Annotated in this window: 23 protein-coding genes; 16 read left to right on the top strand and 7 right to left on the bottom strand. The window is 69.5% G+C overall.

The genetic code is table 11. The annotated features are described in order from the left end of the window. Position 1: 1 nt before the first annotated feature. From ACLD0U_RS12690 to ACLD0U_RS12670, 5 genes are read right to left on the bottom strand one after another with little or no spacing between them, the layout of a single operon-like run. A complete protein-coding gene (locus tag ACLD0U_RS12690) occupies positions 2 to 955 on the bottom strand; it encodes an epimerase (protein ID WP_410340823.1) in 954 nt (317 codons plus the stop codon). Then, complete coding sequence (locus ACLD0U_RS12685) at positions 952 to 1,569, bottom strand: DUF4166 domain-containing protein (protein WP_410340822.1); 618 nt, start codon at positions 1,567 to 1,569, stop codon at positions 952 to 954. The genes ACLD0U_RS12690 and ACLD0U_RS12685 overlap by 4 nt, the downstream gene beginning before the upstream one ends. 34 nt (positions 1,570 to 1,603) lie before the next feature. Next, positions 1,604 to 2,530 (bottom strand): NYN domain-containing protein, encoded by a 927-nt coding sequence (locus ACLD0U_RS12680; protein ID WP_224818592.1) that lies wholly within the window; start codon positions 2,528 to 2,530, stop codon positions 1,604 to 1,606. Positions 2,531 to 2,532: 2 nt separating this feature from the next. After that, positions 2,533 to 3,522, bottom strand: coding sequence for a Gfo/Idh/MocA family protein (locus ACLD0U_RS12675; RefSeq protein ID WP_179410289.1), 990 nt, complete (start codon positions 3,520 to 3,522; stop codon positions 2,533 to 2,535). 33 nt (positions 3,523 to 3,555) lie between these two features. Beyond that, on the bottom strand, positions 3,556 to 4,863 hold the full coding sequence (locus ACLD0U_RS12670; RefSeq protein WP_274367361.1) for an O-acetylhomoserine aminocarboxypropyltransferase/cysteine synthase family protein: 1,308 nt from the start codon (positions 4,861 to 4,863) through the stop codon (positions 3,556 to 3,558). A 165-nt stretch (positions 4,864 to 5,028) separates the two neighbouring features. Here ACLD0U_RS12670 and ACLD0U_RS12665 point away from each other — a divergent pair, with 165 nt between their 5' ends. The 8 genes from ACLD0U_RS12665 (at position 5,029) to ACLD0U_RS12630 (ending at position 13,633) form a co-directional block, all read left to right on the top strand. Continuing rightward, positions 5,029 to 6,663, top strand: a complete 1,635-nt coding sequence (locus tag ACLD0U_RS12665) for a TIGR04028 family ABC transporter substrate-binding protein (RefSeq protein ID WP_410340821.1) — start codon at positions 5,029 to 5,031, stop codon at positions 6,661 to 6,663. Continuing rightward, a complete protein-coding gene (locus ACLD0U_RS12660) occupies positions 6,663 to 7,658 on the top strand; it encodes an ABC transporter permease (RefSeq protein ID WP_410340820.1) in 996 nt (331 codons plus the stop codon). Before ACLD0U_RS12665 ends, ACLD0U_RS12660 begins: the two co-directional genes overlap by 1 nt. After that, positions 7,655 to 8,575, top strand: a complete 921-nt coding sequence (locus ACLD0U_RS12655) for an ABC transporter permease (protein ID WP_410340819.1) — start codon at positions 7,655 to 7,657, stop codon at positions 8,573 to 8,575. Before ACLD0U_RS12660 ends, ACLD0U_RS12655 begins: the two co-directional genes overlap by 4 nt. Then, a complete protein-coding gene (locus ACLD0U_RS12650; protein ID WP_410340818.1) occupies positions 8,572 to 10,200 on the top strand; it encodes a dipeptide ABC transporter ATP-binding protein in 1,629 nt (542 codons plus the stop codon). Before ACLD0U_RS12655 ends, ACLD0U_RS12650 begins: the two co-directional genes overlap by 4 nt. After that, positions 10,197 to 11,234, top strand: coding sequence for a putative FMN-dependent luciferase-like monooxygenase (locus tag ACLD0U_RS12645; RefSeq protein WP_410340817.1), 1,038 nt, complete (start codon positions 10,197 to 10,199; stop codon positions 11,232 to 11,234). The genes ACLD0U_RS12650 and ACLD0U_RS12645 overlap by 4 nt, the downstream gene beginning before the upstream one ends. Next, complete coding sequence (locus ACLD0U_RS12640; protein WP_410340816.1) at positions 11,231 to 11,851, top strand: CMD domain protein; 621 nt, start codon at positions 11,231 to 11,233, stop codon at positions 11,849 to 11,851. The genes ACLD0U_RS12645 and ACLD0U_RS12640 overlap by 4 nt, the downstream gene beginning before the upstream one ends. Beyond that, positions 11,848 to 12,441 (top strand): alkylhydroperoxidase domain protein, encoded by a 594-nt coding sequence (locus ACLD0U_RS12635; protein ID WP_410340815.1) that lies wholly within the window; start codon positions 11,848 to 11,850, stop codon positions 12,439 to 12,441. Before ACLD0U_RS12640 ends, ACLD0U_RS12635 begins: the two co-directional genes overlap by 4 nt. A 310-nt stretch (positions 12,442 to 12,751) precedes the next feature. Beyond that, on the top strand, positions 12,752 to 13,633 hold the full coding sequence (locus ACLD0U_RS12630; protein WP_410340814.1) for an endonuclease domain-containing protein: 882 nt from the start codon (positions 12,752 to 12,754) through the stop codon (positions 13,631 to 13,633). Between the two features lie 202 nt (positions 13,634 to 13,835). Here ACLD0U_RS12630 and ACLD0U_RS12625 read toward each other — a convergent pair whose 3' ends face one another. Both ACLD0U_RS12625 and hrpA read right to left on the bottom strand, forming a co-directional pair. After that, a complete protein-coding gene (locus tag ACLD0U_RS12625; RefSeq protein ID WP_410340813.1) occupies positions 13,836 to 14,780 on the bottom strand; it encodes a zinc-binding alcohol dehydrogenase family protein in 945 nt (314 codons plus the stop codon). A gap of 38 nt (positions 14,781 to 14,818) precedes the next feature. Then, the gene (gene hrpA / locus ACLD0U_RS12620) at positions 14,819 to 18,796 is read right to left on the bottom strand and encodes an ATP-dependent RNA helicase HrpA (protein ID WP_410340812.1); all 3,978 of its coding nucleotides are present in this window, start codon (positions 18,794 to 18,796) and stop codon (positions 14,819 to 14,821) included. 86 nt (positions 18,797 to 18,882) lie between these two features. Here hrpA and ACLD0U_RS12615 point away from each other — a divergent pair, with 86 nt between their 5' ends. The 8 genes from ACLD0U_RS12615 to ACLD0U_RS12580 all read left to right on the top strand — a co-directional run bounded on the left by ACLD0U_RS12615 (position 18,883) and on the right by ACLD0U_RS12580 (position 26,643). After that, positions 18,883 to 20,253, top strand: coding sequence for a hypothetical protein (locus tag ACLD0U_RS12615; RefSeq protein ID WP_410340811.1), 1,371 nt, complete (start codon positions 18,883 to 18,885; stop codon positions 20,251 to 20,253). Between the two features lie 60 nt (positions 20,254 to 20,313). Then, a complete protein-coding gene (locus ACLD0U_RS12610) occupies positions 20,314 to 21,381 on the top strand; it encodes a heparan-alpha-glucosaminide N-acetyltransferase domain-containing protein (protein WP_410340810.1) in 1,068 nt (355 codons plus the stop codon). A 58-nt stretch (positions 21,382 to 21,439) separates the two neighbouring features. Further along, positions 21,440 to 22,204, top strand: coding sequence for a CPBP family intramembrane glutamic endopeptidase (locus tag ACLD0U_RS12605; protein ID WP_410340809.1), 765 nt, complete (start codon positions 21,440 to 21,442; stop codon positions 22,202 to 22,204). 1 nt (position 22,205) lies between these two features. Further along, complete coding sequence (locus ACLD0U_RS12600; protein WP_410340808.1) at positions 22,206 to 22,892, top strand: hypothetical protein; 687 nt, start codon at positions 22,206 to 22,208, stop codon at positions 22,890 to 22,892. Beyond that, the gene (locus ACLD0U_RS12595) at positions 22,879 to 23,178 is read left to right on the top strand and encodes a transcriptional regulator (RefSeq protein WP_222447096.1); all 300 of its coding nucleotides are present in this window, start codon (positions 22,879 to 22,881) and stop codon (positions 23,176 to 23,178) included. Before ACLD0U_RS12600 ends, ACLD0U_RS12595 begins: the two co-directional genes overlap by 14 nt. 93 nt (positions 23,179 to 23,271) lie before the next feature. Further along, on the top strand, positions 23,272 to 24,108 hold the full coding sequence (locus ACLD0U_RS12590; protein WP_410340807.1) for an aldo/keto reductase: 837 nt from the start codon (positions 23,272 to 23,274) through the stop codon (positions 24,106 to 24,108). A gap of 118 nt (positions 24,109 to 24,226) precedes the next feature. Continuing rightward, positions 24,227 to 26,014, top strand: a complete 1,788-nt coding sequence (locus ACLD0U_RS12585) for a thioredoxin domain-containing protein (RefSeq protein WP_410340806.1) — start codon at positions 24,227 to 24,229, stop codon at positions 26,012 to 26,014. Further along, positions 26,011 to 26,643: a GyrI-like domain-containing protein gene (locus tag ACLD0U_RS12580; protein ID WP_410340805.1), complete on the top strand. Its 633-nt coding sequence runs from the start codon at positions 26,011 to 26,013 to the stop codon at positions 26,641 to 26,643. Before ACLD0U_RS12585 ends, ACLD0U_RS12580 begins: the two co-directional genes overlap by 4 nt. Positions 26,644 to 26,689: the final 46 nt, after the last annotated feature.

Raw genomic sequence — 26,689 nt, 5'->3', positions numbered from 1 at the left:
CTCACCCCTCCGAGAACGACGCGCGCAACGCCTCGTCGAGATCCGGATGTCGGAACGTGTACCCCGCCGCGCTGAGCTTCGCCGGCAGCGCCCACCGGCTCTTCAGGATCAACTCGGTCTCGGTGCGGATGCCCAGGGCGCCGATCTCGAGCATCCACCGCGGCGTCGGAGGGCCGAAGCGCACCCCAAGCGTGCGGCGCACGGCGGCCATGAAGGCGCGGTTGTCGACCGGCGCGGGTGAGGAGGCGTTCACGGGGCCGTCCAACTGCGGCTGCTGTTCGAGGAAGTCGATGATGCCGAGCACGTCATCGACGTGGATCCAGCTGAACCGCTGACGCCCGCCGCGGGCGCCGGGATCGTGGGCCGTTCCCGCCTCGCGCCGCGCACGCGAGACCGGCCACCAACCGTCGAGCTGCGTGCCGCCGAGCCCGACGCGGGCGAGCCGGCGCAGCGGGCCCAGCACGCCCGCATCGCCCAGCACGATCGCCGTGCGCAGGGCGACGCGCCGGGTGTGCGGCAGATCCCGCTCGTACAGCGCACGCTCCCAGGCCTTGGCCACCTCGACCGAGAAGCCGGTGCCGAGCTCGCCGTCGTCCTCGGTCATCGGACGGTCCTCGGCATGACGGTAGATCGTCGCCGTCGAGGAGTTCACCCACAGGGGCGGGGGAGCGGATGCCCGGGCGATCGCTGTTCCCAGTGCGGCCGTGGTCTCCAGACGCGAGCGGAAGATCTCGGCGCGGTTGGCGGGCGTGTAGCGGCAACTCACGCTCTTGCCCGCGAGGCCGACGACCAGGCCGGCACCGTCCACCGCGGCGTCGATTCCGGGCTGGTCGTCCCAGGTGAGGTCTGCGCCCGAGCGCGAGATCGTGACGACCTCTCGCCCCTCGGCACGGTACGCGTCTTGCAGATGTCGGCCGATGAATCCCGTCGAACCGCCGATCACGACCCGGCTCATGCGACGCGCTCGATGCGATAGGTGAAGACGCCCTCGTACTCGTAGATGCGCCCGATCAGCGGCATATCGACGGTGAGCGCGACGCGTTGGTTGCCGGCCTGCTTCTCGGCGCTCTCACGCAACCGCACCACCGGGGCGATCAGACGGGGAAGACGCACACGCACGCGGCCCAGACGGATGCCCACCCTGCGACTGCGCAACGCCAGCGCATCCTCATCGACCGACACGTCGAACACCGCCGAGAGCGTCACGGGCTCACCGAGTTGATCGAGCACGCGACCGTGCGCGCCGGCCGAGACCGAGTCGGTCATCGTCCAGTCGCCGTCGGGCAGATGCAGCGTGCGCTCGCTGACCACCCGGCCGGCGACGCTGAGGTTGCGGATCGTGAACGGCACATCGTGATGCCAGCCGGCGTGCACGACACCGTGACGCTGCAGCATGCGCAGCACCGGCCACAGCCACCGCTTGGGCGTGCCCACGCGTGAGAAGGTGCCCTCACCGACGCCGACCTGACCGCGGGGCGTCGCCGCGAAGTACATGCGCAGAGCGGGATGCAACGCCCCGCGCTGCCCGCCCAAAGCCCGCAGGTACGGTGAATGCGGAACGTGTTCCATGCTTCGAGCGTAGCCCGGTGTCAGAGGTGGTCTTTCACGCCTCGCGCAGGCGGATCATGCGCTCGTGACCCTCCTCGGACAGCTCCGAGACATCGTCGCGCGACTTGAGGAAGTCGTTGAACGACCGGAACCCGAGCGCCTTCTCGCTGAACGAGGGATCCATCCGTCGCATCTGCGTCTTCACCGCAGACGCGTGCAGCCACTCATCGGCATCTGCCTTGTCGTGGCCGAGTCGCAGCGCCCGCTCCAGCAGCGCGGTGGCCTCGGTCTGCTCATCGGTCTTCGCCGACGACCGCGAGCGTCGTGTCTTGGCCGCGGACTTCGTCTCCGGACGGCTCTTGGCGTCCTTGCCGTCCTTGGCCGATGCGTCGGCCGCGGCATCCGTCTTCTTCGCCGCCCGCACGACGCCGGGCAGAGAATCGTACGAATCGAACTCGTCGCATGCCGCGGCGAGCGACTTCGCCGTCGACCCGGCCACCCCCACGCCGACCACGTACCGGCCCAGTCGCCGGCATCGCTGCGCCAGCGGCACGTAGTCGCTGTCACCGGCGACGATCACCACATGGGTGAGATCGGGCAGCCGGAACATGTCTTCGACGGCGTCGACCGCCAGACGGATGTCGGCGCCGTTCTTGGCGTAGGCGGCCGCGGGGAAGAGCTGTACGAGGTCGACCGCCCTGGCCACCAGCTGCGAACGGTACTCGGCGTTGATCGGCGACGACCAGTCGGCGTAGGCCCTGGTCAGCACGAGCGTGCCGAACGACGAGGCGTAATCGATGATCGCACCGACCTCGATCGCCGCCTGCTTCAGCCGCTCGGCCACCTCGGGGTCGTTCGGGTTCTCGGCGATGCGCTGGCGATCCTTGCCGTACGCGTTGCGGCCGTGCACCCGGTCGTACCAGCCGATGACGATGTTGTCGAAATCAAGGTAGACGGCGACGCGTCCGGTGCTCTCGGCCATGATCAGCGCTCGCTCGGGTAGGTCACGCCGATCTGGCGGCGGATCTCATCGAGTGTGCCCATGATGGCGACGCTCTCGGCGACGGGCAATGCCAGGATCGAACCGGCCGGGTCTCCGTGTGCGACGGCGCCCTCGGCCGCGAAGGCCTGGTACTGCATCCCGCGTCCCTCGACCTGCGAGACGTATTCCTCGATGACCGTGCCGTCCGGCGCGATGACCCGGAAGGTCGTGGGGGCGTAGAAGATCCGGTCGATCTCGATGCGGGCATCCGTGCCGACGATCGCCGCGGTGTTCGGGCCGGCCGCGCGCGAGGACGAGACGCTCGTCGATACCGCGCCCCCGGCGTGCGTCATGAGAGTGGCGACCTCGGCATCGGCGCCGGTCTCGATCAGACGCGCCGTCGCCTGGATCGACTCGGGAGCGCCCAGCACATCCCAGATGAATGAGACCGGGTAGATGCCCAGGTCGAGCAGCGCGCCGCCGCCCAGTTCGAGCGCGTTCAGGCGGTGTGCGGGGTCGGTGGGCAGCTTCTGGGTGTGGTCGGCGAACACCGTGCGGATCTCACCGAGAGTGCCCGCGGCGAGGATCTCACGGATGCGCACCATGTGGGGCAGGTAGCGGGTCCACATCGCCTCCATGACGAGCAGGCCCTTCTCAGCGGCGAGCGCCTGCAGGTCTTCGGCCTCGGCGCGGTTCACGGTGAACGCCTTCTCGACCAGGGCGTGCTTGCCGTGCTCGAGCGCGAGACGGGCATCGGCATGGTGCATCGGATGGGGCGTTGCGACGTAGATGATGTCGACTTCGGGGTCGGCCGCGAGTGCCTCGTACGACCCGTGTGCGCGGGGGATGTCGAAGCGTGCGGCGAACGCGTCGGCGGACTCCTGACTGCGTGAGCCCACCGCGACGAGGTCGAGACCGGCGGTGCGCAGGTCGGATGCGAAAGCGGCGGCGATGCCGCCCGTGGCGAGGATGCCCCAGCGAAGTCCAGTCATGGGTTCAGCGTACCGGGGCGGGCACGCGGTGCGTCAGGTCAGCGCGAGCGCGCGATCGAGGTCGGCGATGAGGTCGGCCGGGTCTTCGAGCCCGGCCGAGACGCGGATCGTGGTCAGCGAGATACCCGCGGCGGCGCGCTGGTCGGCGGTGAGGTGGCCGTGGGTCATGGATGCCGGGTGTGCGACCAGGCTGCGAGCGTCGCCGATGTTCGCCACCAGGCGGAAGACGCGCAGCGCGCCGAAGACCTCGGCGACCCGGTCGAACGAGGTCTCATCCTGTGGCCCGGCGAGGTCGAACGAGAACACCGAGGGTACTCCGCGCGGCAGGTAGCGTTCGGCGAGCGGATGCCACGGGCTGCCCGGCAATCCGGGATGGTGCACGGCGCTGACTGCGGGGTGCGCGGCCAGGTGCTCGGCGACCCGCTGCGCGGTCGCGCTCTGACGCCCGACACGCAGGTCGAGGGTCTCGATGCCCTGCAGGATCTGCCAGGCGTTGAACGGTGAGATCGACGGGCCGAGGTCGTGCACGTACTTCGATTTGACCAGCGCCGCGAACGCCTGGCCCTGACCGAAGCGGTCCCACAGCACCATGTCGCCGAAACGGGAGTAAGGGCCGGTGAACTGCGGCCAGCGGGCAGCATCCGCACCGAAGTCGAACGTGCCCAGGTCGACCACGACACCGCCGAGCGAGCTGCCATGCCCCGAGAGGAACTTCGTCGCCGAATGCACCACGAAGTCGGCGCCGTGCTCACCCGGTCGGATCAGATGCGGCGTGCCGACGGTGCTGTCGATCACCAGGGGCACCCCGGCCTCGTGCGCGATGTCGGCGACCGCGCGGATATCGAGCACCTGGGCGATCGGGTTGGCGACCGTCTCGGCGAACACCACCCGCGTCTGCGGCGTGATCGCGTCGCGCCACGCGTCGAGGTCGTCCTGGTCGACGAACGTGACGCCGATGCCGAAGTCGTCGAGCGTCTCCTGCAACAGGTCGATCGTGCCGCCGTAGAGCTGATGCGCGGCGACGATGTGCCCACCGCGATGCGCCAGGGCCAATAGCGTGACAGCGACGGCCGCCTGCCCCGAAGCGACCGCGACCGCGCTGACGCCGCCTTCGAGCAGAGCCACGCGCTCTTCGAGGATCTGCTGGGTGGGGTTGGCGTTGCGGCTGTAGATGATGCCCGCCTTGCGCAGCGCGAACAGGTCGGCCGCCTCGGCCAGCGACGAGAACTCGTACGCCGCCGTCTGATGAATCGGCGGCACGGCGCCCACCGCAGCGGATGCCGCATAGCCGGCCTGCACCTGTGCCGTGGCGAAACCCGTCGGCGCATCGAGAGTGGTCATGGCTCCCATCATCTGTGCCCACCCGCGTGCGGCACGGGTCGTGTTACCCCGGGTTACCGCACATGACGGGTGGTGTCGTCACGTGACGTCATCGCTCGCGCGGCGGCATCCGACTTCTCTAGCGTGATCGTCGTTCCACCCCGTCACCGCACCCAGGAGGTCTGCATGAACCGTCGCATCGTCCGCGCCACAGCCGTCGCACTGCCGCTCGTCATGATGGCTGGCCTGGCCGCATGCTCGTCGTCACCGGCCCCCGCCGACGTCGCCGCCTCCGACGGTGAACCGGTCGCGGGAGGAACGCTCACCTACCTCGAGCACCAGACGTACACGAACCTGTACCCGCCGCAGGCGGGTTTCTACCCGAACGGCGGCATCGTGGGCAACATCGCCGCACGGTTGACCTGGCAGGACCCCGAGACCCTCGAGATCGAGCCGTGGGTCGCCAGCGGTTGGGAGGTGAACGCCGACGCCACCGAGTACACCTTCGACCTGCGCGATGACGTCACCTTCTCGGACGGCACGCCCGTCGACGCCGCCGCCGTGAAGAAGAACTTCGACACGTACGGCCTCGGCGACGCCGACCGCGGCCTGACCGTGTCAGAGGCGATCAACAACTACGCGAGCAGTGAGGTGATCGACGACGACACCGTCGTCTTCCGCTTCTCGGCCCCGTCGCCCGGCTTCCTGCAAGCGACGTCGACGATCAACTCGGGACTGCTCTCGCCCGAGACTCTCGACGGCACCATCGAGGGCTTCGGCGCCGGCAACGCCGAAGACATCATCGGTGCCGGTCCCTTCACCATCGGCGGCGAGAAGCTCGGCACCGAATACACCCTCACGGCCCGCGAGGACTACGACTGGGCGCCCGAGAGCGTGCCGAACCAGGGCCGCGCGTACCTCGACGCCGTCCGCGTCATCGTCACCCCCGAGGACTCCGTGCGCATCGGATCGCTGCTCTCGGGCCAAGCCGATTACGTGCGCTACGTGCAGGCCTTCGACGAGGCACGGGTCGCCCAGGCCGGAATCGAGCTGTACGCACCGCAGACCCGCGGGGTCAACAACAACCTCTCGCTGCGGTTCACCAACCCGCTGCTCTCAGACATCCGGGTGCGGCAGGCGCTCGTGGCGGCGACGGACGCCCAAGAGGTCGTCGACACGCTCTTCAGCGAGAACTATCCCGTGGCGACCTCGGCACTGTCGTCGTCTGCGACGGGGTACAAGGACGAATCGGCGCATTACGTCCACGACGAGAAGAAGGCGGCCGAACTGCTCGACGCCGCAGGGTGGGAGCCGGGCGCGGACGGCATCCGCGAGAAGGACGGCGAACGGCTGGCACTGACCATCTTCGAGTCCAAGCCGCAGCCGCAGTCCAAGCAGACGCTCGAACTGGTCGCGCAGCAGTGGCGGGCTGTCGGCGTCGAGCTCAACGTCAAGCCCGGCGACGCCGGCAGCCGCGCCGCCGACATCCTCGACCCGCTCAAGACGCCTGTCTCGCAGGACATGGTCGGCCGAAGCGACCTCGACGTGATCAAGAGCGAGTACCACACCGAGAACCGCAACGTGCTGCTCTCGAACGACGCTGAACTCGACCGGCTGCTGGAGGTGGTGGCCTCCGAGGCCGACACCGACAAGCGCATCGCCGCTTCGCAGGCGGTACAGGACTACCTCGCCGAGCAGGCGTACGTGATCCCGCTGTTCGAAGAGCCCCAGGTCTACGGTGCGGCACCCCACGTGCGTGGCATCGACTACGAATCGGTCGGGCGCCCCTCGTTCTTCGGCGTGTGGCTCCAGGAGCACTGATGCCCTTCCTGCTTCGGCGGGCCGGACAGGCGGCGATCGTTCTGATCGCCGCCTTCACGGCCACGTTCTTCCTGCTGCAACTCCTGCCCGGCGATGCCGTGCTGATCAAGTTCACCGACCCGAGCCTCGGGCTGTCCGCGGCGCAGATCGACGACATCCGGGTCGCGTACGGCGCGGACCTGCCGTGGTGGCAGCAGTACCTGCACACGCTCGGCGGGTTCCTCGTCGGCGACTTCGGGTACTCGACCCAGTACGGCACCCCCGTTGCGGCGATGCTCGCCGAGGCGCTGCCGCAGACGCTGCTGCTGGCGGGCCTCGGTCTGGTGCTCGCGGTGCTGCTGGCGGTCGCCATCGCGGCGCTGTCGACGCTTGCACCGTTCGGCTGGCTGCGCAACGCGATCCGACAGGCGCCGGCGCTGTTCGTCGCCGTACCGGTGTTCTGGCTCGGCATCCTGCTCATCCAGGTGTTCTCCTTCGGACTCGGCTGGGTGCCCGTGATCGGCGCCGACCCGGCCGCCGCCCTCATCCTGCCCGTGCTCACCCTGGCGGTGCCGATCTCCGCACCCCTTGCACAGGTGCTGGTGCGCTCGATCGATCAGGTGCAGTCCGCGCCGTTCATCACCGTGGTGCGTGCCAAGGGCGCAACGCCTGTGTGGGTGCTCACCCGGTCGGTCGCACGCAACGCGAGTCTGCCCGCACTGACCATCGCCGGCGTGCTGTTCGGTGAGTTGATCGGTGGTGCCGTGGTCACCGAGACGGTGTTCGGGCGCACCGGCATCGGGCGGCTGACCGAACAGGCCGTCACCAACCAGGACATCCCGGTGCTGCAGGCGATCGTGCTGCTGTCGGCACTCGGCTTCGTGATCGTCAGCCTTGCCGTCGACCTCATCGCCCCCGTGATCGACCCACGCCTGCGCCCGCCCGCGCGGCGCGACGCGCGTCGCGCGACGCCGGCCGCAGCGGTGACGGCGGGCACCCAGGAGGTGACCGCATGAGCGCCCCCGTGCTGCACACGTCCGAGAGTGCGGAACCGAACGCGCCCCGCGGCCGCAACGAGCAGGCGGATGCCACCGTGAACGCCGCGTCCGTAGCATCCGATGCGCCCCGCCGGCGGCGTCGGGTGCCCTCGCCGACGTTGGTCCTCGCGATCGCCGTCGTCTCGATCGCCGTGCTGTGGGCGATCGTGCCGGGCGTCTTCGCCCCCGGCGACCCCCTCAGCGGGGTGCCGGCGCAGAAACTGCTGCCGCCGAGCGCCGAGCACTGGTTCGGCACCGACATCCTCGGGCGAGACCTGTACGGCCGCGTCGTCCACGGTGCCGTGCAGTCGCTCTCGGGCGCACTGATCGCCGTGACCGTCGGTCTGACTCTCGGCGGCATCATCGGCCTGCTCGCCGGCACCATCGGCGGACTCCTCGACGACATCCTCATGCGCATCGTCGACGTGCTGCTCGCGATCCCCGGCCTTCTGCTGTCGTTGTCGGTGATCATCCTGCTCGGGTTCGGCACCGTGAACGCCGCGCTCGCCGTGGGCCTCGGCAGCGTGGCGGTGTTCGCACGGCTGATGAGATCCGAGGTCGTCAGGGTGCGCCGCACCGACTACGTCGAAGCCGCCCTCGGCAGCGGCGCCACACTCCTCACCGTGCTGCGCCGACACGTGCTGCCCAACTCTCTCACACCGGTGCTGGCCCTGGCCGCACTGCAGTTCGGCACGGCGATCCTCGCGATCTCCACGCTGGGCTTCCTCGGCTACGGCGCCCCGCCCCCGACCCCCGAATGGGGGCTGCTCATCGCCGAGGGACGCAACTACGTCGCCACCTCGTGGTGGCTCACCGCGCTGCCGGGACTCGTCGTGGTGGCCGTCGTGCTCAGTGCCAATCGGATCAGCCACAGCCTGGGAAGGAACGCCTCATGAGCGTGCTCACCATCGATGGGCTCCGGGTGTCGTACGCGGCCCCCGAAGGACGACGTGCGGTCGTGCACGGTGTCTCGCTCGAGATCGGCGAGGGAGAGACCCTCGCCCTCGTCGGCGAATCCGGGTCGGGCAAGTCGACCACCGCGCAGGCCGTGCTCGGCCTGCTACCGCACGGCGGACGAACGGACAGCGGCCGGGTGCTGCTGGGCGGGCTCGATATCTCGGGCTGGTCCGAACGGGCCCTGCGCACGATCCGCGGCACCCAGGTGGGCTTCGTACCACAGGACCCCGTGACCTCGCTCGATCCCGTGCGCACGATCGGCGCGCAGGTCGGCGAGGCGCTGCGGCTGCACGGCCACCGTGACCGCAGGGCACGTCAGGCCCGCGTGATCGAACTGCTCGACCGCGTGGGCATCGACGACCCCGACCTGCGCGCCAGGCAGTACCCGCACGAGCTGTCGGGCGGCACGCGGCAACGCGTGCTCATCGCCAGCGCCGTCGCGCTGCGCCCACGGCTGCTGATCGCCGACGAGCCCACCAGTGCGCTCGACGCGACCGTGCAGCGCCGCGTGCTCGACCTGATGGACGAGCTGCGGACGCAGGAGGGCACCAGCATCCTGCTCGTGACCCACGACCTCGGCGTCGCCGCCGACCACGCGCAGCACCTCGTCGTGCTGCAGGGCGGTCGTGTCGTCGAGCAGGGGAGGAGCGCCGAGGTGCTCAGCGCCCCGGCCGACGGCTACACGCGTCAGCTGCTCGCCGACGCCCCGGCGTTCGCCAGTGGATTCCGCAACGCGCAGGCGCCGAACTTCCTGCGCGACGCGGCCGTGGCCGCGGCCGAGAACCCGAATGCGATCACCGCGACGGGGCTCGTGAAGAGCTTCGAGAGCCGCGGGCGAGCGCCTTTCCGCGCCGTCGACGACGTGTCGTTCCGCGTGCGCAAGGGCACCACGCACGCGCTGGTCGGGGAGTCCGGTTCGGGCAAGACGACCACGGCGCGACTGATCACCCGCTTCCAGCATCCGGATGCCGGTGCCATCACGATTGACGGGACCGACGTCACCCACGCCGCGGGCAAGGACCTGCGCGCGCTCCGCCGCCGCATCCAACTCGTCTACCAGAACCCGTTCGCTTCACTGGATCCGCGCCAGCGGATCGAGGACATCGTGGCCGAGCCGCTGGTCAACTTCCGCATCGGCACGAAGGCGGAACGGCGCGACCGCGCCGTCGACCTGCTCGAGCGGGTCGCGCTGCCCTCCGATGTCGCGCGGCGCACGCCCCGCGAGCTCTCGGGCGGGCAACGACAGCGCGTCGCCATCGCCCGCGCGCTCGCGATCGATCCCGACATCATCGTGCTCGACGAAGCGGTGTCGGCGTTGGACGTGACCGTGCAGGCACGCATCCTCGAACTGCTCGCCTCGCTGCAGTCCGAACTCGGCCTCACCTACCTGTTCATCTCGCACGACCTCGCCGTCGTGCGCGGCATCAGTCACACCGTCTCGGTGATGCGGCACGGACGCATCGTCGAGGACGGCCCCACTCAGCGGATCTTCGAAGACCCGCAGCACGACTACACCCGGGAACTGCTCGCGGCGGTTCCCGGCCGATCGGAGGTACACGCATGACCGCCCCCACACTCGCGTTCTTCACGCGGCTGCTCGACGACGCCGCGCCGCGACAGCGCTACACCTACGCGCTGGAGCAGATCCAGCGCGCCGAACGACACGGCATCGGCCGCGCCTGGGTGGCGCAGCACCACTTCCACGCGGCCGAAGGCGGACTGCCGTCGCCGTTGGTGTTCCTCGCCCACGCCGCGGCGCACACCTCGCGCATCCGCCTGGGTACCGGCATCATCACGCTGCCGATCGAAGACCCGGTGCGCGTCGCCGAGGACGCCGTGGTCGCCGACCTGCTCTCGGACGGACGCCTCGACCTGGGACTCGGCAGCGGGGGAACGCCCACGTCGTTCCCACCCTTCGGGCAGGACGTGCGCGACAAGACCGCCGTGTACGACGCCAAGCTCGCCGCGCTGCTGAACGCGCTGCGCGGTGGTGACGTCGGCGCCGGAAACGCCCTGTATCCGGATGCCGCAGAGCTGGCCGACCGCATCTGGCAGGCCACCTTCTCGTCGTTCGGCGGACACCGCGCCGGCGAACACGGGCACGGACTGCTGCTCTCGCGCACCCAGCCCCGCCGCGGTGTCGACCCCTACACCCCGCTCGCGCAGGTGCAGGATCCGATCATCGACGAGTACCTCGCGGCGCTGCCGGAAGGGGCGACGCCCCGCATCACCGCGTCACGCACCGTGTTCGTCGCCGACGACCGCGCCGAGGCCCTGCGCTTCGCCGAGGTCGGCCTACGGCGCGGAGCTGAGAGCCTGCGCCGGCAAGGTCAGGAGTTCCCCGACGACTCGCTCGAAGCGCTCATCACGCTCACCGACACGCACTTGGGCACCCCCGACGAGGTGGCAGCCTCGCTCGCCCAGGACCGCACCCTCGACCGTGCCACCGAGGTGGCCTTCCAGGTGCACTCCGTCGACGCCCCCCATGAGCACGTGCTGCGGTCGATCGAACTGATCGCCGACGAAGTCGCGCCCGCACTCGGGTGGAGCACCGGGCTGCAGACCGTGGGCGCACACGATGAGGAGGCCGGCGCATGACACTCGATGTGGTCGACACCATCGCGGGCAGCTCACCCGCCGTCGTCGCGCTGCGCGCCCGCCGTCCGCAGACCCGCGCGCAGCTGCAGGCGAGTTTCGACGCCCTGTTCTCACCGGTGTCGACGGCGCATGTCACGCAGCTCGAGCGCGAGCTCGTGGCCGCGTTCGCCACCCGCCTGACCGGTGTGGATCGCACCTCGTCGTTCTACGCCGAGCGAGCGCTCGCCGCCGATGCCGCCGTCGCCAGGATCGTGATCGACCAGGCGGTTCACGCGACGACCACGGGGCCGTTCGGCTCGTACATCGAGGTCGGTCTGCAGGGGGAGAACACCGACGGAGAACGGTACACACCGGGTCCGGACGTCGTGCACGCGCTTGGCGGTCGGCTGGCCGCCGCGCTCGCGCACACGCACCTGCTGGTGTACCGCCCGCGCGAAGCCGGCGCCGACGACCTCGATCGGCTGCTGCAGGCTGGCTGGGACGAGAACGGCATCGTCACGCTGTCGCAGCTCGTGGCATTCCTGGCGTTTCAGCAGCGGGTGGTGTCGGGGCTGCGGGCGCTCGACGCCGTCGGCGTCGGCATCGCCACCGATTCAGACGAGGAGGATGCCGCATGACCGGCACACTGACCGACGACCGTCCGCACCCCGAGCGGTTCACCCGCGCCGAGGTCGGCTGGACGCCGCACATCGCGCCGTTGACCGAGGACGAGTTGACCGAGCGGCACCTCGACGGTCTGGTCGATGCCGCGCGCGCCAAGAACGAGTACTTCCGGTTGCTGGCGCGTGACCCCGAGGTTCTGAGGGCGCGCACGCTGGTCGACAAGGACATCTTCTACAACACCGCCGAGGGGCTGCCGCGTGCCGACCGAGAACTCTCGGCCACGGCGGCGTCGCGTCACAACGGCTGCGTGTTCTGCGCGTCGGTGCACGCTCGGTTCGCCGCGCACTTCTCGAAGCGTGCCGACGATGTTGACCGGCTTCTCGATGAGGGGGTCACGGCCGATCTCGGTGAGCGGTGGGAGGCCGTCGTCTCAGCATCCGCTGCTCTCACAGACACCCCGAGCGCGTTCGGGGAACTCGACATCGCGCGTCTGCGCGAGGCGGGCCTTGATGAGCTGGAGATCGCCGACGTCGTGCACGGCGCCGCGTTCTTCAACTGGGCGAACCGCCTGATGCTCTCGCTCGGACGGGCCGTCGCCCCCTGACCGGTGCTCGCGCTGCCTCTGCCTCCCTCCACGAGGGGTCAAGATATGTCGCATCCAACGCCCCACATGCCGCATTTCTTGACCCCTCGTGGAGGGAGGCGCTGCGCCCCTTCTCAAGAGGGGTCAGGAAATGTCGGGTTGAGGGGTGGGAACTGCGCGTTTCTTGACCCCTCGTGGGGCGGGGGAGGTCGTGGAGCGCGGGCGCGGGCGCGGGGCTCACTCGACGTGCACAACGAAGGGTTTCGCGCGACTTTGCGTGCGGGCTGTGGAAAGCGGTTGCGCGAAGAGAAGCGGATGCCAGCATCGGGCGATGCACCCCGCTCCGCTTCCGCCCGGTACCCCGCGTACATTCACCGTTGACGAAGCAACCGCGCGCGGCATCACGCACGGCAGGTTGCGTGCCAAGGACCTGTCGAGCCCGTTCCACGGGGCCCGAGCGCGCGTACCCCTCGGGCAGCGCGAAGCGTTGGAGCTATTGCTGAAGGTCATCCCCGACCGGGCATTCCTGTGCGGAATCACCGCGGGTGCCGTGCTCGGCCTTCCGCTTGGGCGTGACGACGAACACGACGCCTGGGGCAGGCCCCGGATCGGCGTGCCGCATGACAGCACGCGCATCCGTCGTCCACAGGTGCGTCCGCACCGGCTTGTCGTCGTCGACGAGGACATCGTCATGGTCGACGGCCTGCCGACCTTGTCACCCCAGCGTGCCTGGATCGACCTGTCGCGCTCGCAGTCGCTCGGCCGATTCGTGGCGATCACCGATGCGCTGTTGCGCGCTTACCCCTTCGTCACCGGCGCAGAGCTCGCCGAACTCTCGGCGAGATTCGTGCGGGGTCGGGGCGCACGCCTGAGAACAAGAGCGCTGAATCTCAGCGACTCTCGTGCGGAGTCACCACGCGAGTCGATGGTGCGAGTGATCCTCGTCGAAGCCGGACTGCCACGCCCGGAGTGCAACGTCGACATCTTCGACAACGGCCGGTTCGTCGCCCGTGTGGACATGCTGTTCCCCGAGGCGAAACTGATCGTCGAGTACGACGGCGACTACCACCGCGATCCCGATCAGTGGAGTAAGGACCAGATACGCCGCGCCGAGCTGGAGGCGCTCGGCTACCGGGTGACGGTCGTCACCCGCCGTGACTTCGACGATCCGACGGCGCTCGTCACTCGCATCCGACGCCTGCTGCGCGCCTGAGCGCGCCCCCTCGCTCGACGCCCCCGCTCGCCCCGCCTGCGCACCCCGCGGGCGCCCCCACGCCCATGCACCCCCGCACACCCCCCACGAGGGGTCAAGAACTGTCGGGTGTGGGCGCGTGAACACGACGAAAACTGACCCCTCGTGAGGAGAGGAGGTGGGGCGGGAGAGGGGAAGGGAAGAGCGCATGAAAGCGAGAACGTCAGGGCACGAGGACGATCTTGCCGCGGGCGGCGTGCTGCTCGATCAGCTCGTGCGCACGCGACGCCTCGGCGAGCGGCAGCTCGGGCCCCAGCTCGACCTGCAAGTCGCCGGCCTCGATGAGGTTCACCGCCAACGACACCGCCTCGTCGCGCCACGCGAGCTCCTGCTCGGTCAACGGCACCGGGCTGCCGCCCGAGAACGCGCGGATGCCGAAGTCTGCGGCATCCGGTCCGCGCACGATCGTGGCGATGCGGTCGCGGTCGGCGACCAGCTGCAGCGAGGCCTGGATCGCCTCGTCGGTGCCGATGCAGTCCAACGCGACCGTGATGCCGTCCGGCGCCGCCTCGCGCACCCGCTCGACCAGCCCTTCGCCGTATGCGACGGGGATGGCGCCGAGGGCACGCAGCTGCTCGAAGCGCGCGGGGCTACCGGTCGCGATCACCGTCGCGCCCCACAGTGCGGCGAACTGCACAGCGGCCTGCCCGACGGCGCCCGAGCCGGCGTGCACGAGCAGCGTGTCGCCCTGGCCGACGCCGAGCGAGCGCAGGCACTGGTAGGCCGTGCCGATCGGGATGCCAAGACTCGCGCCCTCGGCCATCGTGACGCCGTCGCTCAGCCGCACCAGCCGCGAGACCGGAACGGGCAACGCGGTGGCGTAGGTGCCGAGCACATTGGTGATGGCGACGCGGTCGCCGACGGCAAAGCCGGTCACCCCGTCGCCGAGAGCGGCTACGACTCCGGCACCGTCGAAGCCCACCCGGCGCGGCTCGACGATCGGCGGCGAGGGGCGCGCGCCGCGGCGCAGTTTGGCATCGAGGGGGTTCACCCCGGCGGCCTCGATGCGCACGACGACCTCGCCCGGCGCGGCGACCGGGTCGGGGATATCGACGAGGTGAAGAACGTCTGGGGTACCGATCTCGGTGTAGACGATTGCGCGAGCCATGCCGCCAGGCTACCGATGTGGCACAGATCGGCAACTTCTCAGCGTCCGGCGGTCAGCGCCTTCATGATTCGCTGCGGCGACACCGGCTGTGCGGTGCCGAGGCGCTGGGCGAACACGCTGATGCGGTATTCCTCGAGCAGCCAGCGCACCTCGACCAGCGCGGCGGGTGCGTCGGCCGGCAGCGGGATCGTGCCGCCCGCGTCTTCGAAGGCCTTCTGCATGCGTTCGTACTCGGTCATGCGCGTGCGGTCCTTGCCTGGCTCGTTCGACAGCGTCTTGAGCCGGTCGAGCATGCCGTCGAGGTAGCGCGGCAGGTGGCTGAGCCGCTCGACTCCGGTCGACGAGATGAAGCCGGGCCGGATCAACCCCGCCAGCTGGGTGCGAATGTCGTTCAACGGACCGAGCAGAGCCAGAGAGTTCTGCGACTTGATGCCGCGTTCGACGTCGCGACTCTTGGTGAGGATGCGGGCGACCAGCGATACGCAGGCGAACAGGCTGTCGACCAGTTCGGCGTTCACCGCATCGCGGACGCGCGTGTACTCGGCCTGGTTGCGTGTCACACCGCCCGGCAGGTGCTGCTCGATCAGGGCGCGCACGACCGCAACGCGGGAGTCTTCGATCAACGCCGCAACAGACGCATAGGGTGACGCGGCCAGCGCCAGCTTCTCGGGTGCGGTGAGGTGGCTCTGCACGTACGACGCGGGGGAGGGCAGGTTCAGCAGCACCAGGCGCAGCACGCCCTCGCGGGTGGCTGCTGTCGCAGCATCCGCCGTCGCCTCGACCCGCACCGACACGGATGCGCCGCGGTCGATGACCGCGGGGTACCCGCGCACGGTGCCTCCGGCGACTTTCGTGTCGAGTACGTCGGGCAGGTCGCCGAAGGTCCAGTCGGTGAGGTCGTCGCGCTCGATCGGAGCGCGGACGGATGCTGCCGCGACGGCCTTCGCATCGTGCGCGGCCCCCGCACGCGGCGCGGGCCGCTGCAGCGACCGTGTGACGCTCTGCCGTGAGCGGTCGGATAGCTTCTGCTGCAACTCACCCAGGTCACGGGCCGAGCCCGCTACCCGCCCGCGCTCGTCGACGGCGCGGAAGTTCATCTGCAGGTGCCCGGGCACACGGGTGTCATCGAAGTCGGCGGCGCTGACGGGCTGGTTCGCCAGAGGTTGGATGAGTCGCGCAAGAGCCTCTTTCAGCGACCGCGTCGGCGTGCCCAGGTGGTGTTCGGGTGCCTCGGCGGCGAGCTCGGTGCCGAACTTCTCGGCCCAGTCGGCCGCGGGCACGACGTGCCGCCGGATGGCCTTCGGCAGCGCGCGCAGCAGCGCGGTGATCAGTTCGGCGCGCAGCCCCGGCACCTGCCAGTCGAAGCCGGTGTCGCGGATCTGTTGCAGCAGTGCCAGGGGCACGACGACGCTCACGCCATCGTCGGCGGCGCCCGGCTCGAAGCGGTAGGCGAGTCCGAGCACCTGATCGCCCTGCGTCCAGCGCGTGGGGAACTCGCCCTGGTCGGTCCGCCCGTCGTCGTCGAGCAGGTCGCTCTCGCGCATCACCAGCAGCTTCGGGGTGGATGCCAGCGCTTCGCGCCACCACTTCTCGAAGGAGCGCACGTCGAACACGTCGCGGGGAATACGCTCGTCGTAGAAGGCGTACACCGCCTCGTCTCCGGCCAGGATGTCGCGGCGCCGTTCGCGCTCTTCGAGCTTCTCCAGACGTCGCCGCAGCTCGGTGTTCGCCCGCCAGAACGCGCTGACCCGCTTGTCGATTCGGCTCGGATCCCATTCGCCCTCGACCAGGGCGTGACGCAGGAAGAGCTCACGTGCGCCGGCGCGGTCGATCCGCGCGAACTGCACGCGGCGACGCGGGATGATCTCGACTCCGAACAGCGTCACCTTCTCGAACGCGACGGCGGCGCCGGCATCCTTCGACCAATGCGGTTCCGAGACCTGGCGCTTGGCAAGGTCGCCGGCGAGCGACTCCGCCCAGGCGGGGTCGATCGCGGCGACGGTGCGAGCGAAGGTGCGCGAGGTCTCGACGATCTCGGCGGCCATCACCGCCTGCGGGGACTTCTTGCGCAGACCAGAACCGGGGAAGATCGAGAAGCGGATGCCACGGGCTCCGCGGTACTCGGTGATGCGGCGCTTTTGGTCCTTCGACGGGGTCTTGTTCACGCCCTTCGCGGCGGTGCGCTCGTCGAGGATGCCGATCTGTGAGAGCAGGCCCGAGAGGATCGCACGATGCACGGCATCCGGATCGGCGGCCGCCTCACCCCGGTCCTGGGGCTTTGCCGTCTTCACCAGCGTGCGCAGCTGCCGGTGCACGTCGAACCACTCGCGCACGCGCACGTAGTTGAGATGCTCGGTGCGGCACATCCGGCGGAATGCGCTCGATCCCAGTTCCTTTTGCTGCTCGCGCAGGTGGTTCCACAGGTTCAGCAGGGTGAGGAAGTCGCTGGTCGGGTCGATGAAACGCGCGTGTGCGCGCTCTGCGGCCTCGCGCGCCGACGGCGGTGCATCGGCGCTCGGTCGCTCACGCACATCCTGGATCGACAGGCCGGCGACGATCGGCATGACCTCGTCGATCACACCGGTGCCGCCGGCCTCGACCAGCATCCGCGCGAATCGGGGATCCATCGGCATCCGCGAGATGTCGCGTCCGATCCGGGTCAGACGCGGCTCGGCTCCGCGGGTTGTCTCGACGGCCCCGATCTCGGTGAGCAGGTCGAACGCGGCCTTCACACCGCGCGAGTCCGGGGGAGTGAGGAACGGGAAGGCCGCGATGTCGCCGAATCCGAGCGAGAGCATCTGCAGCACCACCGAGGCCAGCGACGTGCGCAGCACCTCGGGTTCGGTGAACTCCGGGCGGCGCTCGAAGTCCTCTTCGCTGTATAGGCGGATGGCGATGCCGGAGCTCGTGCGGCCCGCGCGGCCCGAACGCTGGTTCGCGGATGCCTGCGACACGGCCTCGATGGGCAGCCGCTGCACCTTCGAGCGGGCGCTGTAGCGCGAGATGCGGGCCGTGCCGGTATCGATGACGTACTTGATGCCGGGAACGGTGAGGCTCGTCTCGGCGACGTTCGTGGCCAGGATCACGCGGCGACGGACGCCGGCGACCTTCGAGGGCTCGAACACGCGGTGCTGCTCGGTGGCAGACAGTCTGCCGTACAGCGGCAGCACCTCGACGGGCGCGGTCGCCGAACGGTAGGCGCCGCGCACCGCGTCGGCGGCGTCGCGGATCTCGGCTTCGCCGGGCAGGAACACCAGCACGTCACCGGCCGGTTCGCGGTCGAGTTCGCGCAGTGCGGCGACGATCGCCGAGACCTCGTCGTCGGGCTCGGACTGTTCGGAACTCCGGAGATTTCTGCCCGACCGGGCCGGATTCGCGGGTTTGGGTCCGTCTTCGGCGGATTCTTCCGGAGTTGTGAGCGCGCGGTAGCGGATCTCGACCGGATACGTGCGCCCGGAGACCTCGATGATGGGTGCCGGTTCGCCGTCGGTATCCGCGAAATGGGCGGCGAAGCTCTCGGGATCGATGGTGGCCGAGGTGATGATCACCTTCAGATCCGGGCGCTCCGGCAGGATCCGGCGCAGATAGCCGAGCAGGAAATCGACGTTCAGCGAGCGTTCGTGCGCCTCATCGATGATGATCGTGTCGTAGCGGCTCAGCAGCCGGTCGCGGTGGATCTCGTTGAGCAGGATGCCGTCGGTCATCAGCGCGATGCGCGTGGACTTGGAGACCTGGTCGGTGAAGCGCACCTTGTAGCCCACGAGGTCGCCGAGCTCGACGTGCAGTTCTTCGGCGACGCGTTCTGCGATGGTGCGGGCGGCGAGGCGCCGGGGCTGGGTGTGTGCGATGTGCTCGCGGTCGAGCTCCAGGCAGATCTTCGGCAACTGCGTCGTCTTGCCCGAGCCGGTCGCGCCGGCGACGATGACGACCTGATGGTCGCGGATGGCGTCGGCGATCTCGTGCCGAGCGGCGCTGACGGGCAGCTCGGACGGATACGCGATCACCGGTGTGGACATGACCCTTCATCGTATTCCGCTTCGGCGGCGCATGTCGGTTCGTGGCGTGCGCGGGTTCGGCGCCGGGTGCTGAGTACGATCTATCGGTGACCAGCACTGATCTCTCTGCCGCCGCTCCTGCTCCCGTGCGGTGGTGGCGCACATTCGGGCGCCTCCCGCGCATCATGGGCCTTGATGTGGCGCGCGCTCTGGCCCTGCTGGGGATGGTCGGTGCGCACCTCGGCGTCGGCGGCCTTGTGGACGGTCGCTCCTCGATCCTGTTCGCGGTGCTCGCGGGTGTCTCGGTCGCGCTGATGACGGGGCGCACCCAGGTGCCCGAATCGCACATGCTGCCGGTGCTGCGGCTGCGGCTGCTCGGACGTGGCGCCGCGATCTTCGTGATCGGTGTGGCGCTCGAGGCGCTCGGCACACCGATCGCGGTGATCCTCACGGTGTACGGCCTGCTCTACGTCGCGGCGATCCCATTCCTGCGCTGGAGTGCCACCCGGCTGCTCATCGCCGCCGGCGTGCTCGCCGTCGCAGCACCGCCGCTGCTGGCTGGACTGCACGCGGTGAATCTGGCAGCCAGCGCCCCGGGGCTGGATCTGGTGCTGTTCGGCACGTATCCGATCACGGTGTGGCTCGCGCTCATGCTGGGGGGAATGGCCCTGGGCCGTCTGCGGCTCGACCGTGTGCGCACCGCGGTGTGGATGCTGGTGGTCGGCGTTGTGCTCGCGGCCATCGGGTATGGCGTGGGGGCGCTGGCCGATGGCCAGGGCGGGGATGACACGGCGACGGACTCGTACTCGTCGTACTCGTACGTCGATGACGCGGATGCTGGAAAGTATGGCGTCCCCGCCGAGGAGTTCGACTTCAGCGGCAAGGTCTGCGACGACTGGGGTGGCGGCGAGATCTACTGCTATGCAGACGGTGGAGACGAGGTTCTCGTCGATGACGAAGGGGAACTCGGCGTCGACGAGGAGCAGTCGGGTTGGACGACCTACCCGACGCAGCTGGCCGAGCAGCAGCCCGGAGTCATGATGTTCGACGCCCTCGTGGCCGTGTATCCGCACAGCGGTGGCACCGCCGAGATCGTCGGTTCCGGAGGGTTCGCGGTCGTTGTGATCGCGCTGTGTCTGCTGGTCACTCGCTGGCTGCGTTGGGTGTTGTTGCCCCTGGCCGCGCTCGGCTCAATGCCCCTGACGGGGTACTCGGCCCACATTCTGGTCTTCCTGGTCGCGGCAGGACCGATGGCGATGCCGTTCGACACCTCCGGATGGTGGGGGTGGTTCAGCCTGGCGATGGTCGCGGCGGCGACGGTGTGGTCGATGTTCTTCGGGCAGGGGCCGTTGGAGCGCCTGGTCGCACGGGCCGCGTCGGCGATGGCATCCGGTGCCCGCGCATCGCAGGGCGACACTTCGCGGGTCTCTGCGCCCGCGAGTGACGCGTCCGAGACGGCGGGCGCGCCCCGGCCGTAGGACGGCGCGACACGGGCATCCCGTGGTGACAGCGCGGGCTGTGCTCAGTACCGTCGAGGCATGACCGGTACACGGGCGCCCGCGGTGCCCGGCGGCGCGCGCTGGTGGCGCTCGTTCGGCCGGCCGCCGCGGGTGATGGGCCTCGACGTGGCGCGTGCGCTCGCCATCATCGGAATGATGGGCGCGCACGTCGCCGGGATCGATGATGCGTTCGCGTTGTTCGAACCGCGCAGCTGGGCCGGTATCGTCAACGGCTACCCGTCGCTGCTGTTCGCGCTGCTCGCCGGATTCTCGATTGCGCTGATGACCCAGTGTGGCCAGGTTTCCGACGCGGAGATCGCGTCGGCGCGTCTTCGGATGCTGGGGCGCGGCGTGACGATCTTCGTGATCGGCCTGCTGCTGGAGGCCTTCGATACCGCGATCGCCATCGTGCTCACGCTGTACGGCGTGCTGTACCTGGTGCTGATCCCCGTGCTGCGCTGGCGAACGCTGTCGCTGGCTCTCTGCGCGGCGGTTCTCGGTCTGCTCGGGCCCGTATGGCTTGCCGTGCTCGCGGGGCTGCCCGAGGACGCGATGGGGCCAGTGTGGGAGTTCTTGCTGCGCGGCTCGTACCCGATCACGGTGTGGCTGTTCTTCGCGCTGATCGGGATGGCGCTGGGCCGTTTGCCGCTGCACCGGTCTGCGACGGCGTGGGGGTTCATCCTGACCGGTACGGTGCTGCTGGTCGCGGCGCACCTGGTGGCGCTCGTGCCGGTGTCCGACCGGCTGCTGCAGGCGGCTGTGTTCGATATCTCACCTCATTCCGGGGCGATGGTCGAGCTCGTGGCCGCTCTGGGGCTCGGGGTGCTGGTGGTCGGGGTGTGCCTGGGGGTGTCTCATCCGTTGCGTTGGCCACTGCTGCCCGTGGCGGCGCTCGGGTCTATGCCGCTGACCGCATACACGGCCCATGTGGTGTCGTACTTCGTGATGGCGGGGCCGGATGGTCGGCTCGCCGAGCCGCAGATCCTGCTCTGGTCGACAGTCATCCTGCTCGTCGCGTGCACGCTGTGGTCGGCGCTGATCGGGCGCGGACCGTTGGAGACGCTGGCCGCGCGCGCCGGCGACGCCGCGGCGATGCTGCGCCCTTGACGGGGGTGCGAGTACACAGAGCATTGACTCGCAAAGTACTTTGCATTACAAAGTAGCCATGACGACGACGCATTTGCGAACTGCCGAGCGGTGGGTGATCGGCCTGCCGCTACTGCGGATCGGGCTCGTCGCGATCGCCTCGACCGTCGTCTGGCTGCTGGCCGGCGCACAGCCCGAGGCGTTCCCGCCGTCGCCGTTGCTGTCATCGGTGGCGATGCTGCCGGTCAACCTCGTGTGCCTCGTCGTCGTCCACCGTCTGGTGCGACGGGACGGCGGCAGCCTGCACGAGATGCTCGGCTGGCGCCGCGATCGGGCATGGCGAGATGTCGCCTGGGGTGTGCTGTGGCTGACAGTGATGTATCTGCCGTTCGTCGCGGTGATGATCGGCCTGATGGCGCTGAGGTTCGGAGCCGACGTCTTCGAGTCGTTCGAGACGGTCTTCGTCAGCGGCACGCTGCCCGACCTCCCCGCCGCGGTCTGGAGCGTGCTCGGTGTCATCGCCGCGCTGACGTTCGCGCCGCTGAACGCCCCGGCTGAAGAGCTCGTGTACCGCGGCTACGCGCAGGGAGGACTCGCCAAGCGGATGCCCGTGGCGCTGGCGATCGGCATCCCCGCCGTCCTGTTCGGTCTGCAGCACATCTGGTACGCGCCGACCCCCGACGCGGTGGTGATCTTCGTGTGCTGCTTCACCGTGTGGGGGCTCATCTCAGGGCTGATCTACCGGTGGCAGGGGCGCCTGATGCCGCTCGTGTTCGCGCACGGGCTCGTGAACCTCTTCTTCACCCTGCCCGCCCTGTTCATCCCGTTCATGATCGGAGCTTGAGATGACCACGCCTGATGACACTTCCGATGACGATGCCGCACTGAGCCCAGAGCGGATGCTGTCGCTCGTGCACCGCCAACAGCAGCAGATCACCGCCCGCACCGCGGCGTTCGTGCCGTGGATGCTGCTCGCCTGGGGCGTCGCCTGGCTCGCCGGTTTCCTCGTGCTGTGGGCGGATGTCCGCCAGCATCCCGACGAGCCGCTGCCGACTCTCGCCGCCGGCGTCACCTTCGCCGCGCTGCTCATCGCCGCGGGCGTGCTCTCGACGGTGCTCGGTGCGCTCTCGGGGCGAGGGCTGCGTGGCACGCGCCAGGCCGCCTTCGTTGGGATCGTGTACGGCAACACCTGGTGGGTCGGCGGCATCGCGCTGTTCGTGATCGGGCAGGCGCTTGCCGCGCACGGAATGTCTGATGCGCTGCTGGTGGTCTTCTACCCGAGCGTGTTCATCTTCTTCAGCGGCATCATGTACTTGATGGCCGGGGTGATCTGGGACGCCGCCCCGATGCTGGTGCTCGGCATCTGGTCGGTGATCCTCGCGGCCGTGGGCGCGAGTCTTCAGCATCCGACAGCATTCCTCGTCTACGCGATCGCCGGAGGTGGTGCGTTCCTTGTTGTCGCCGCGTGGAGCGCCTGGTGGCGCCGCGGCGCGCGGCGCAGTCTCGCGCAGACGGGGGATGACTGTGCCTGACCTCGATCCGGTGATCCACGCACAGGCGCGGCTGCGCATCGTGGCGGCGCTGGCGACGCTCGCCGCGAGCGACTACGTCACCTTCCCGCGGTTGCAGGAACTGCTCGATATGACGGCGGGCAACCTGGCCACCCACCTGCGCAAACTCGAGGATGCCGGGTACATCGTTATCGAGAAGACACATCGGGGCCGAACGCCGGTGACGTATCTTGCACTGAGCGTCACCGGACGCCGCGCGTTCGAGGACTACACGGCGCAACTGCGCGCTCTGCTGGGCCCGAGCTGACGGTGCAACGCAGAGTTACGAAGCAGAGCTACGAAACAGTGCCGACCTTGCGAAACAGTGCCGACCTGTCATGACAACCCCTAGGCTGGGGCCATGACCATCCCCACTCTCGAACTCAATGACGGACACACGATTCCCCAGCTCGGCTACGGCGTCTTCCTGGTGCCGGCAGACGACGCCGAGCGCGCGGTCAGTGATGCACTCGAGGTCGGCTACCGCCACATCGACACGGCGGCGATCTACGGCAACGAAGCCGGTGTCGGTGCGGCAATCGCCAAGAGCGGCATCCCGCGCGACGAGCTGTACGTCACCACGAAGCTGTGGAACGACCGGCACGACGGCGACGAGCCGCGCAAGGCCATCACCGAGAGCCTCGACAAGCTCGGGCTCGACCAGGTCGATCTCTACCTGGTGCACTGGCCCACTCCGGCGCACGACAACTACGTGCACGCGTTCGCGAAGCTGATCGAACTGCGCGAGGCAGGCCTGACCAAGAGCATCGGCGTCTCGAACCACCTCGTCGAGCACCTCGAGCGCGTCGTTGCCGAGACCGGGGTCGTGCCCGCCGTGAACCAGATCGAGCTGCATCCCGCCTATCAGCAGCGCGAGGTCGTCGCGTGGGGCGCTCAGCACGGCATCCGCACCGAGTCGTGGGGTCCGCTCGGGCAGGGCAAGTACGACCTGTTCGGAACCGCCCCGGTGGCGGGGGCCGCTTCTGCGCACGGCAAGTCGCCCGCCCAGGTCGTGCTGCGCTGGCACCTGCAGAAGGACTTCATCGTCTTCCCGAAGTCGGTGCGTCTCGAGCGCCTGCGTGAGAACCTTGACGTGTTCGACTTCACGCTGACCGATGCCGAGATGGCGGCGATCGACGCCCTCGACCCGCTCGACGGTTCCGGCCGGGTGGGCACGCACCCGAACGAGTTCAACTGAGCACACCGCCGACACCCCCACGTCGCGCCCACACCCCCAGGTGCGGACGCGTGCACGTGGGGGTGTCGGCGGCATCCGGGGGTGTCGGCGGGCCGGAACCGGCGCGTAGCGTGGGGGCATGAGCAACCGGCTGGCCGAGACCCGCAGTCCGTACCTGCGCGACCACGCCGAGAATCCGGTCGACTGGTATCCCTGGGGGCCCGAGGCGTTCGCCGAGGCGCAGCGGCGCGACGTGCCCCTACTGATCTCGATCGGATACTCGACCTGCCACTGGTGCCACGTGATGGCGCGCGAATCGTTCGCCGATGCGGCGACCGCCGAACACATGAACCGCGACTTCGTGTCGGTCAAGGTCGACCGTGAGGAGCATCCCGACGTCGATGGCGCCTACCTATCGGCGGCCTCGGCGTTCACCCAGAGCTTGGGCTGGCCGCTCACCGTCTTCGCCACGCCCGCGGGGCGCGCCTTCTATGCGGGCACCTATTTCCCACCCGCCGCACGAGGCGGTGTGCCCGCCTTCGGTGACGTGCTGACCGCGGTCACCGAGGCGTGGACCGAGCGTCGGGGTGAGGTTCTCGCCTCATCGGATGCTGTCGCCGACGCCCTGCGCGCTGCCGCCACCCGCACGCCGTCCCCGCTGCCGGATGCCGAAGCACTGCGCGCCGCTGCCGCGACGATCCTCGATCGGGAGGATCGCGTGTTCGGCGGCTTCGGTGGCGCACCGAAGTTCCCGATGGCCACCACCCTGCGCTTGCTGCAGCATCCGCTGATCGGCGGCGACGAGGCGGTGCGGCGAGCGCTCACCGCCATGTCGGGGTCGGAGCTGCGCGATCCCGACGGCGGGTTCTTCCGCTACGCGACCGGGCGTGACTGGACCGTGCCGCACTACGAGCGGATGCTGACCGACAACGCCCAGCTGATGCAGGTGGCGCTCGATGCGGGGCGCGAAGATATCGTGCGCGGCATCGCCGACTTCCTGCTGCGGGTGCTGCGCCGGGATGACGGCGCGTTCGGCGCTGCGCAGGATTCCGAGTCGTGGATCGACGGTGAGCGCAGCGAGGGCGGCTTCTACCGTCGCGATGTCGCGGAGCGCGCCTCGCTGGAGCCCCCGACGGTCGACGGCAAGGTGCTGACGGGATGGAACGGGCTGGCGATCGGCGCGCTGTCGCGGGCCGGGGCCGTGCTCGGCGAGCAGGAGTGGGTGGATGCTGCCGCGGCGGCGGCATCCGTCGTACTCGCGATCAACCGCGGGCCGCGCGGTGAACTCGTGCGCTCGTCACTCGACGGGGTCGCGGCTCGTGCCGTGGCGACGGCGAGCGATCTGGGGCTGTTGGCCGACGGGCTCTTCGCCCTCGCTCTGGCGACCGGTGATGCGGACTGGGCGACGATCGCACTCGACGTGCTGAGTGACGAGGCGGCCCTTGATCCTGTGCTCGCGGCGCACGACATCCCGGCCGGCGCGGATGAGAGCGACGGCGATCTGCCGTCGGGTACGGCGGCGGTGGCATCCGCCCACCTCACCGCATGGTGGCTCGGCGCCGGTGAGTCGCACCGCGAGCGCGCCGAGCAGATGGTTGCCGGCCTGGTGGCCAGGGCATTGCAGCAGCCGCTCGCGTTTGGTGCACTGCTGCGCGTCGTGATCGGCCTGCAGGAGTCGCCGAGGCAGGTCGTGGCGGTGGCATCCGATCGTCGCGGCGCGCTGGCATTCGCCGCGCTCGACGCCGACGCCGACGTGATCGCGGTGGTCTCGCCCTCGCAGGCCCGCGCATTCTCGGATGCCGGGTTCGCCCTGTTCGATGAGAAGGATGCCGCAGCCGGGGTCGTCTACGACTGCCTGGCGTTCACGTGCCGGTTGCCGGTCTCGGAACCCGTCGCGGTACGTCGTGAGAGGGGCGCCGCAGGGTGACGAAGTCCGACTTCAAGAAGACGCTCGACCGGTACCGCAGTGCGCCCGGTGAGTTCCGGGTGCTTGAGGTGCCCGCGACCCGCTACTTGATGATCGACGGTGCGGGCGACCCCAACTCGTCACCGGAGTACACGGCGGCGCTGGAAGCGCTGTACCCGCTCGCGTACGCGGTGAAGTTCGCCAGCGCCCGCGAGCTCGGGCAGGACTATGTGGTGCCTCCGCTGGAAGGTCTGTGGTGGGCTGACGACATGACGGCGTTCACCTCGGCGCGCGACAAGTCGCGTTGGCACTGGACGCTGATGCTGATGGTGCCGGACTGGATCCCCGTCGCGTTCGTCGAGGCGGCCCGAGAGCGGGTCGCGGCGAAGAAGGCGCCGCCGGCGCGCCTCGGGCGGGTGAGGTCTGAGACCCTGACGGAGGGGCTCTGCGTGCAGACTCTGCACGTCGGCGCGTTCGATGACGAGGGGCCGCTGCTGGCGCGGATGCACGACGAGTTCGTCCCCGGCGCCGGGTTGCGGATGACGGGCAGGCATCACGAGATCTACCTCTCGGATCCTCGCCGCACGGCACCCGAGCGGCTCAGAACGCTGCTGCGGCAGCCGGTGCGTGCCGTATCCGACACCGCGTGAGGCTGCACGCGCGTCACCACCGCCCAGTAGTCTTGTCGCCTGCGGT

The organism is Microbacterium sp. 2216-1 (genome assembly GCF_046507855.1).
In the GTDB taxonomy this organism is placed as follows: Bacteria; Actinomycetota; Actinomycetes; order Actinomycetales; family Microbacteriaceae; genus Microbacterium; species Microbacterium esteraromaticum_C.
This window is presented reverse-complemented; position numbering and strand designations above follow the sequence as displayed.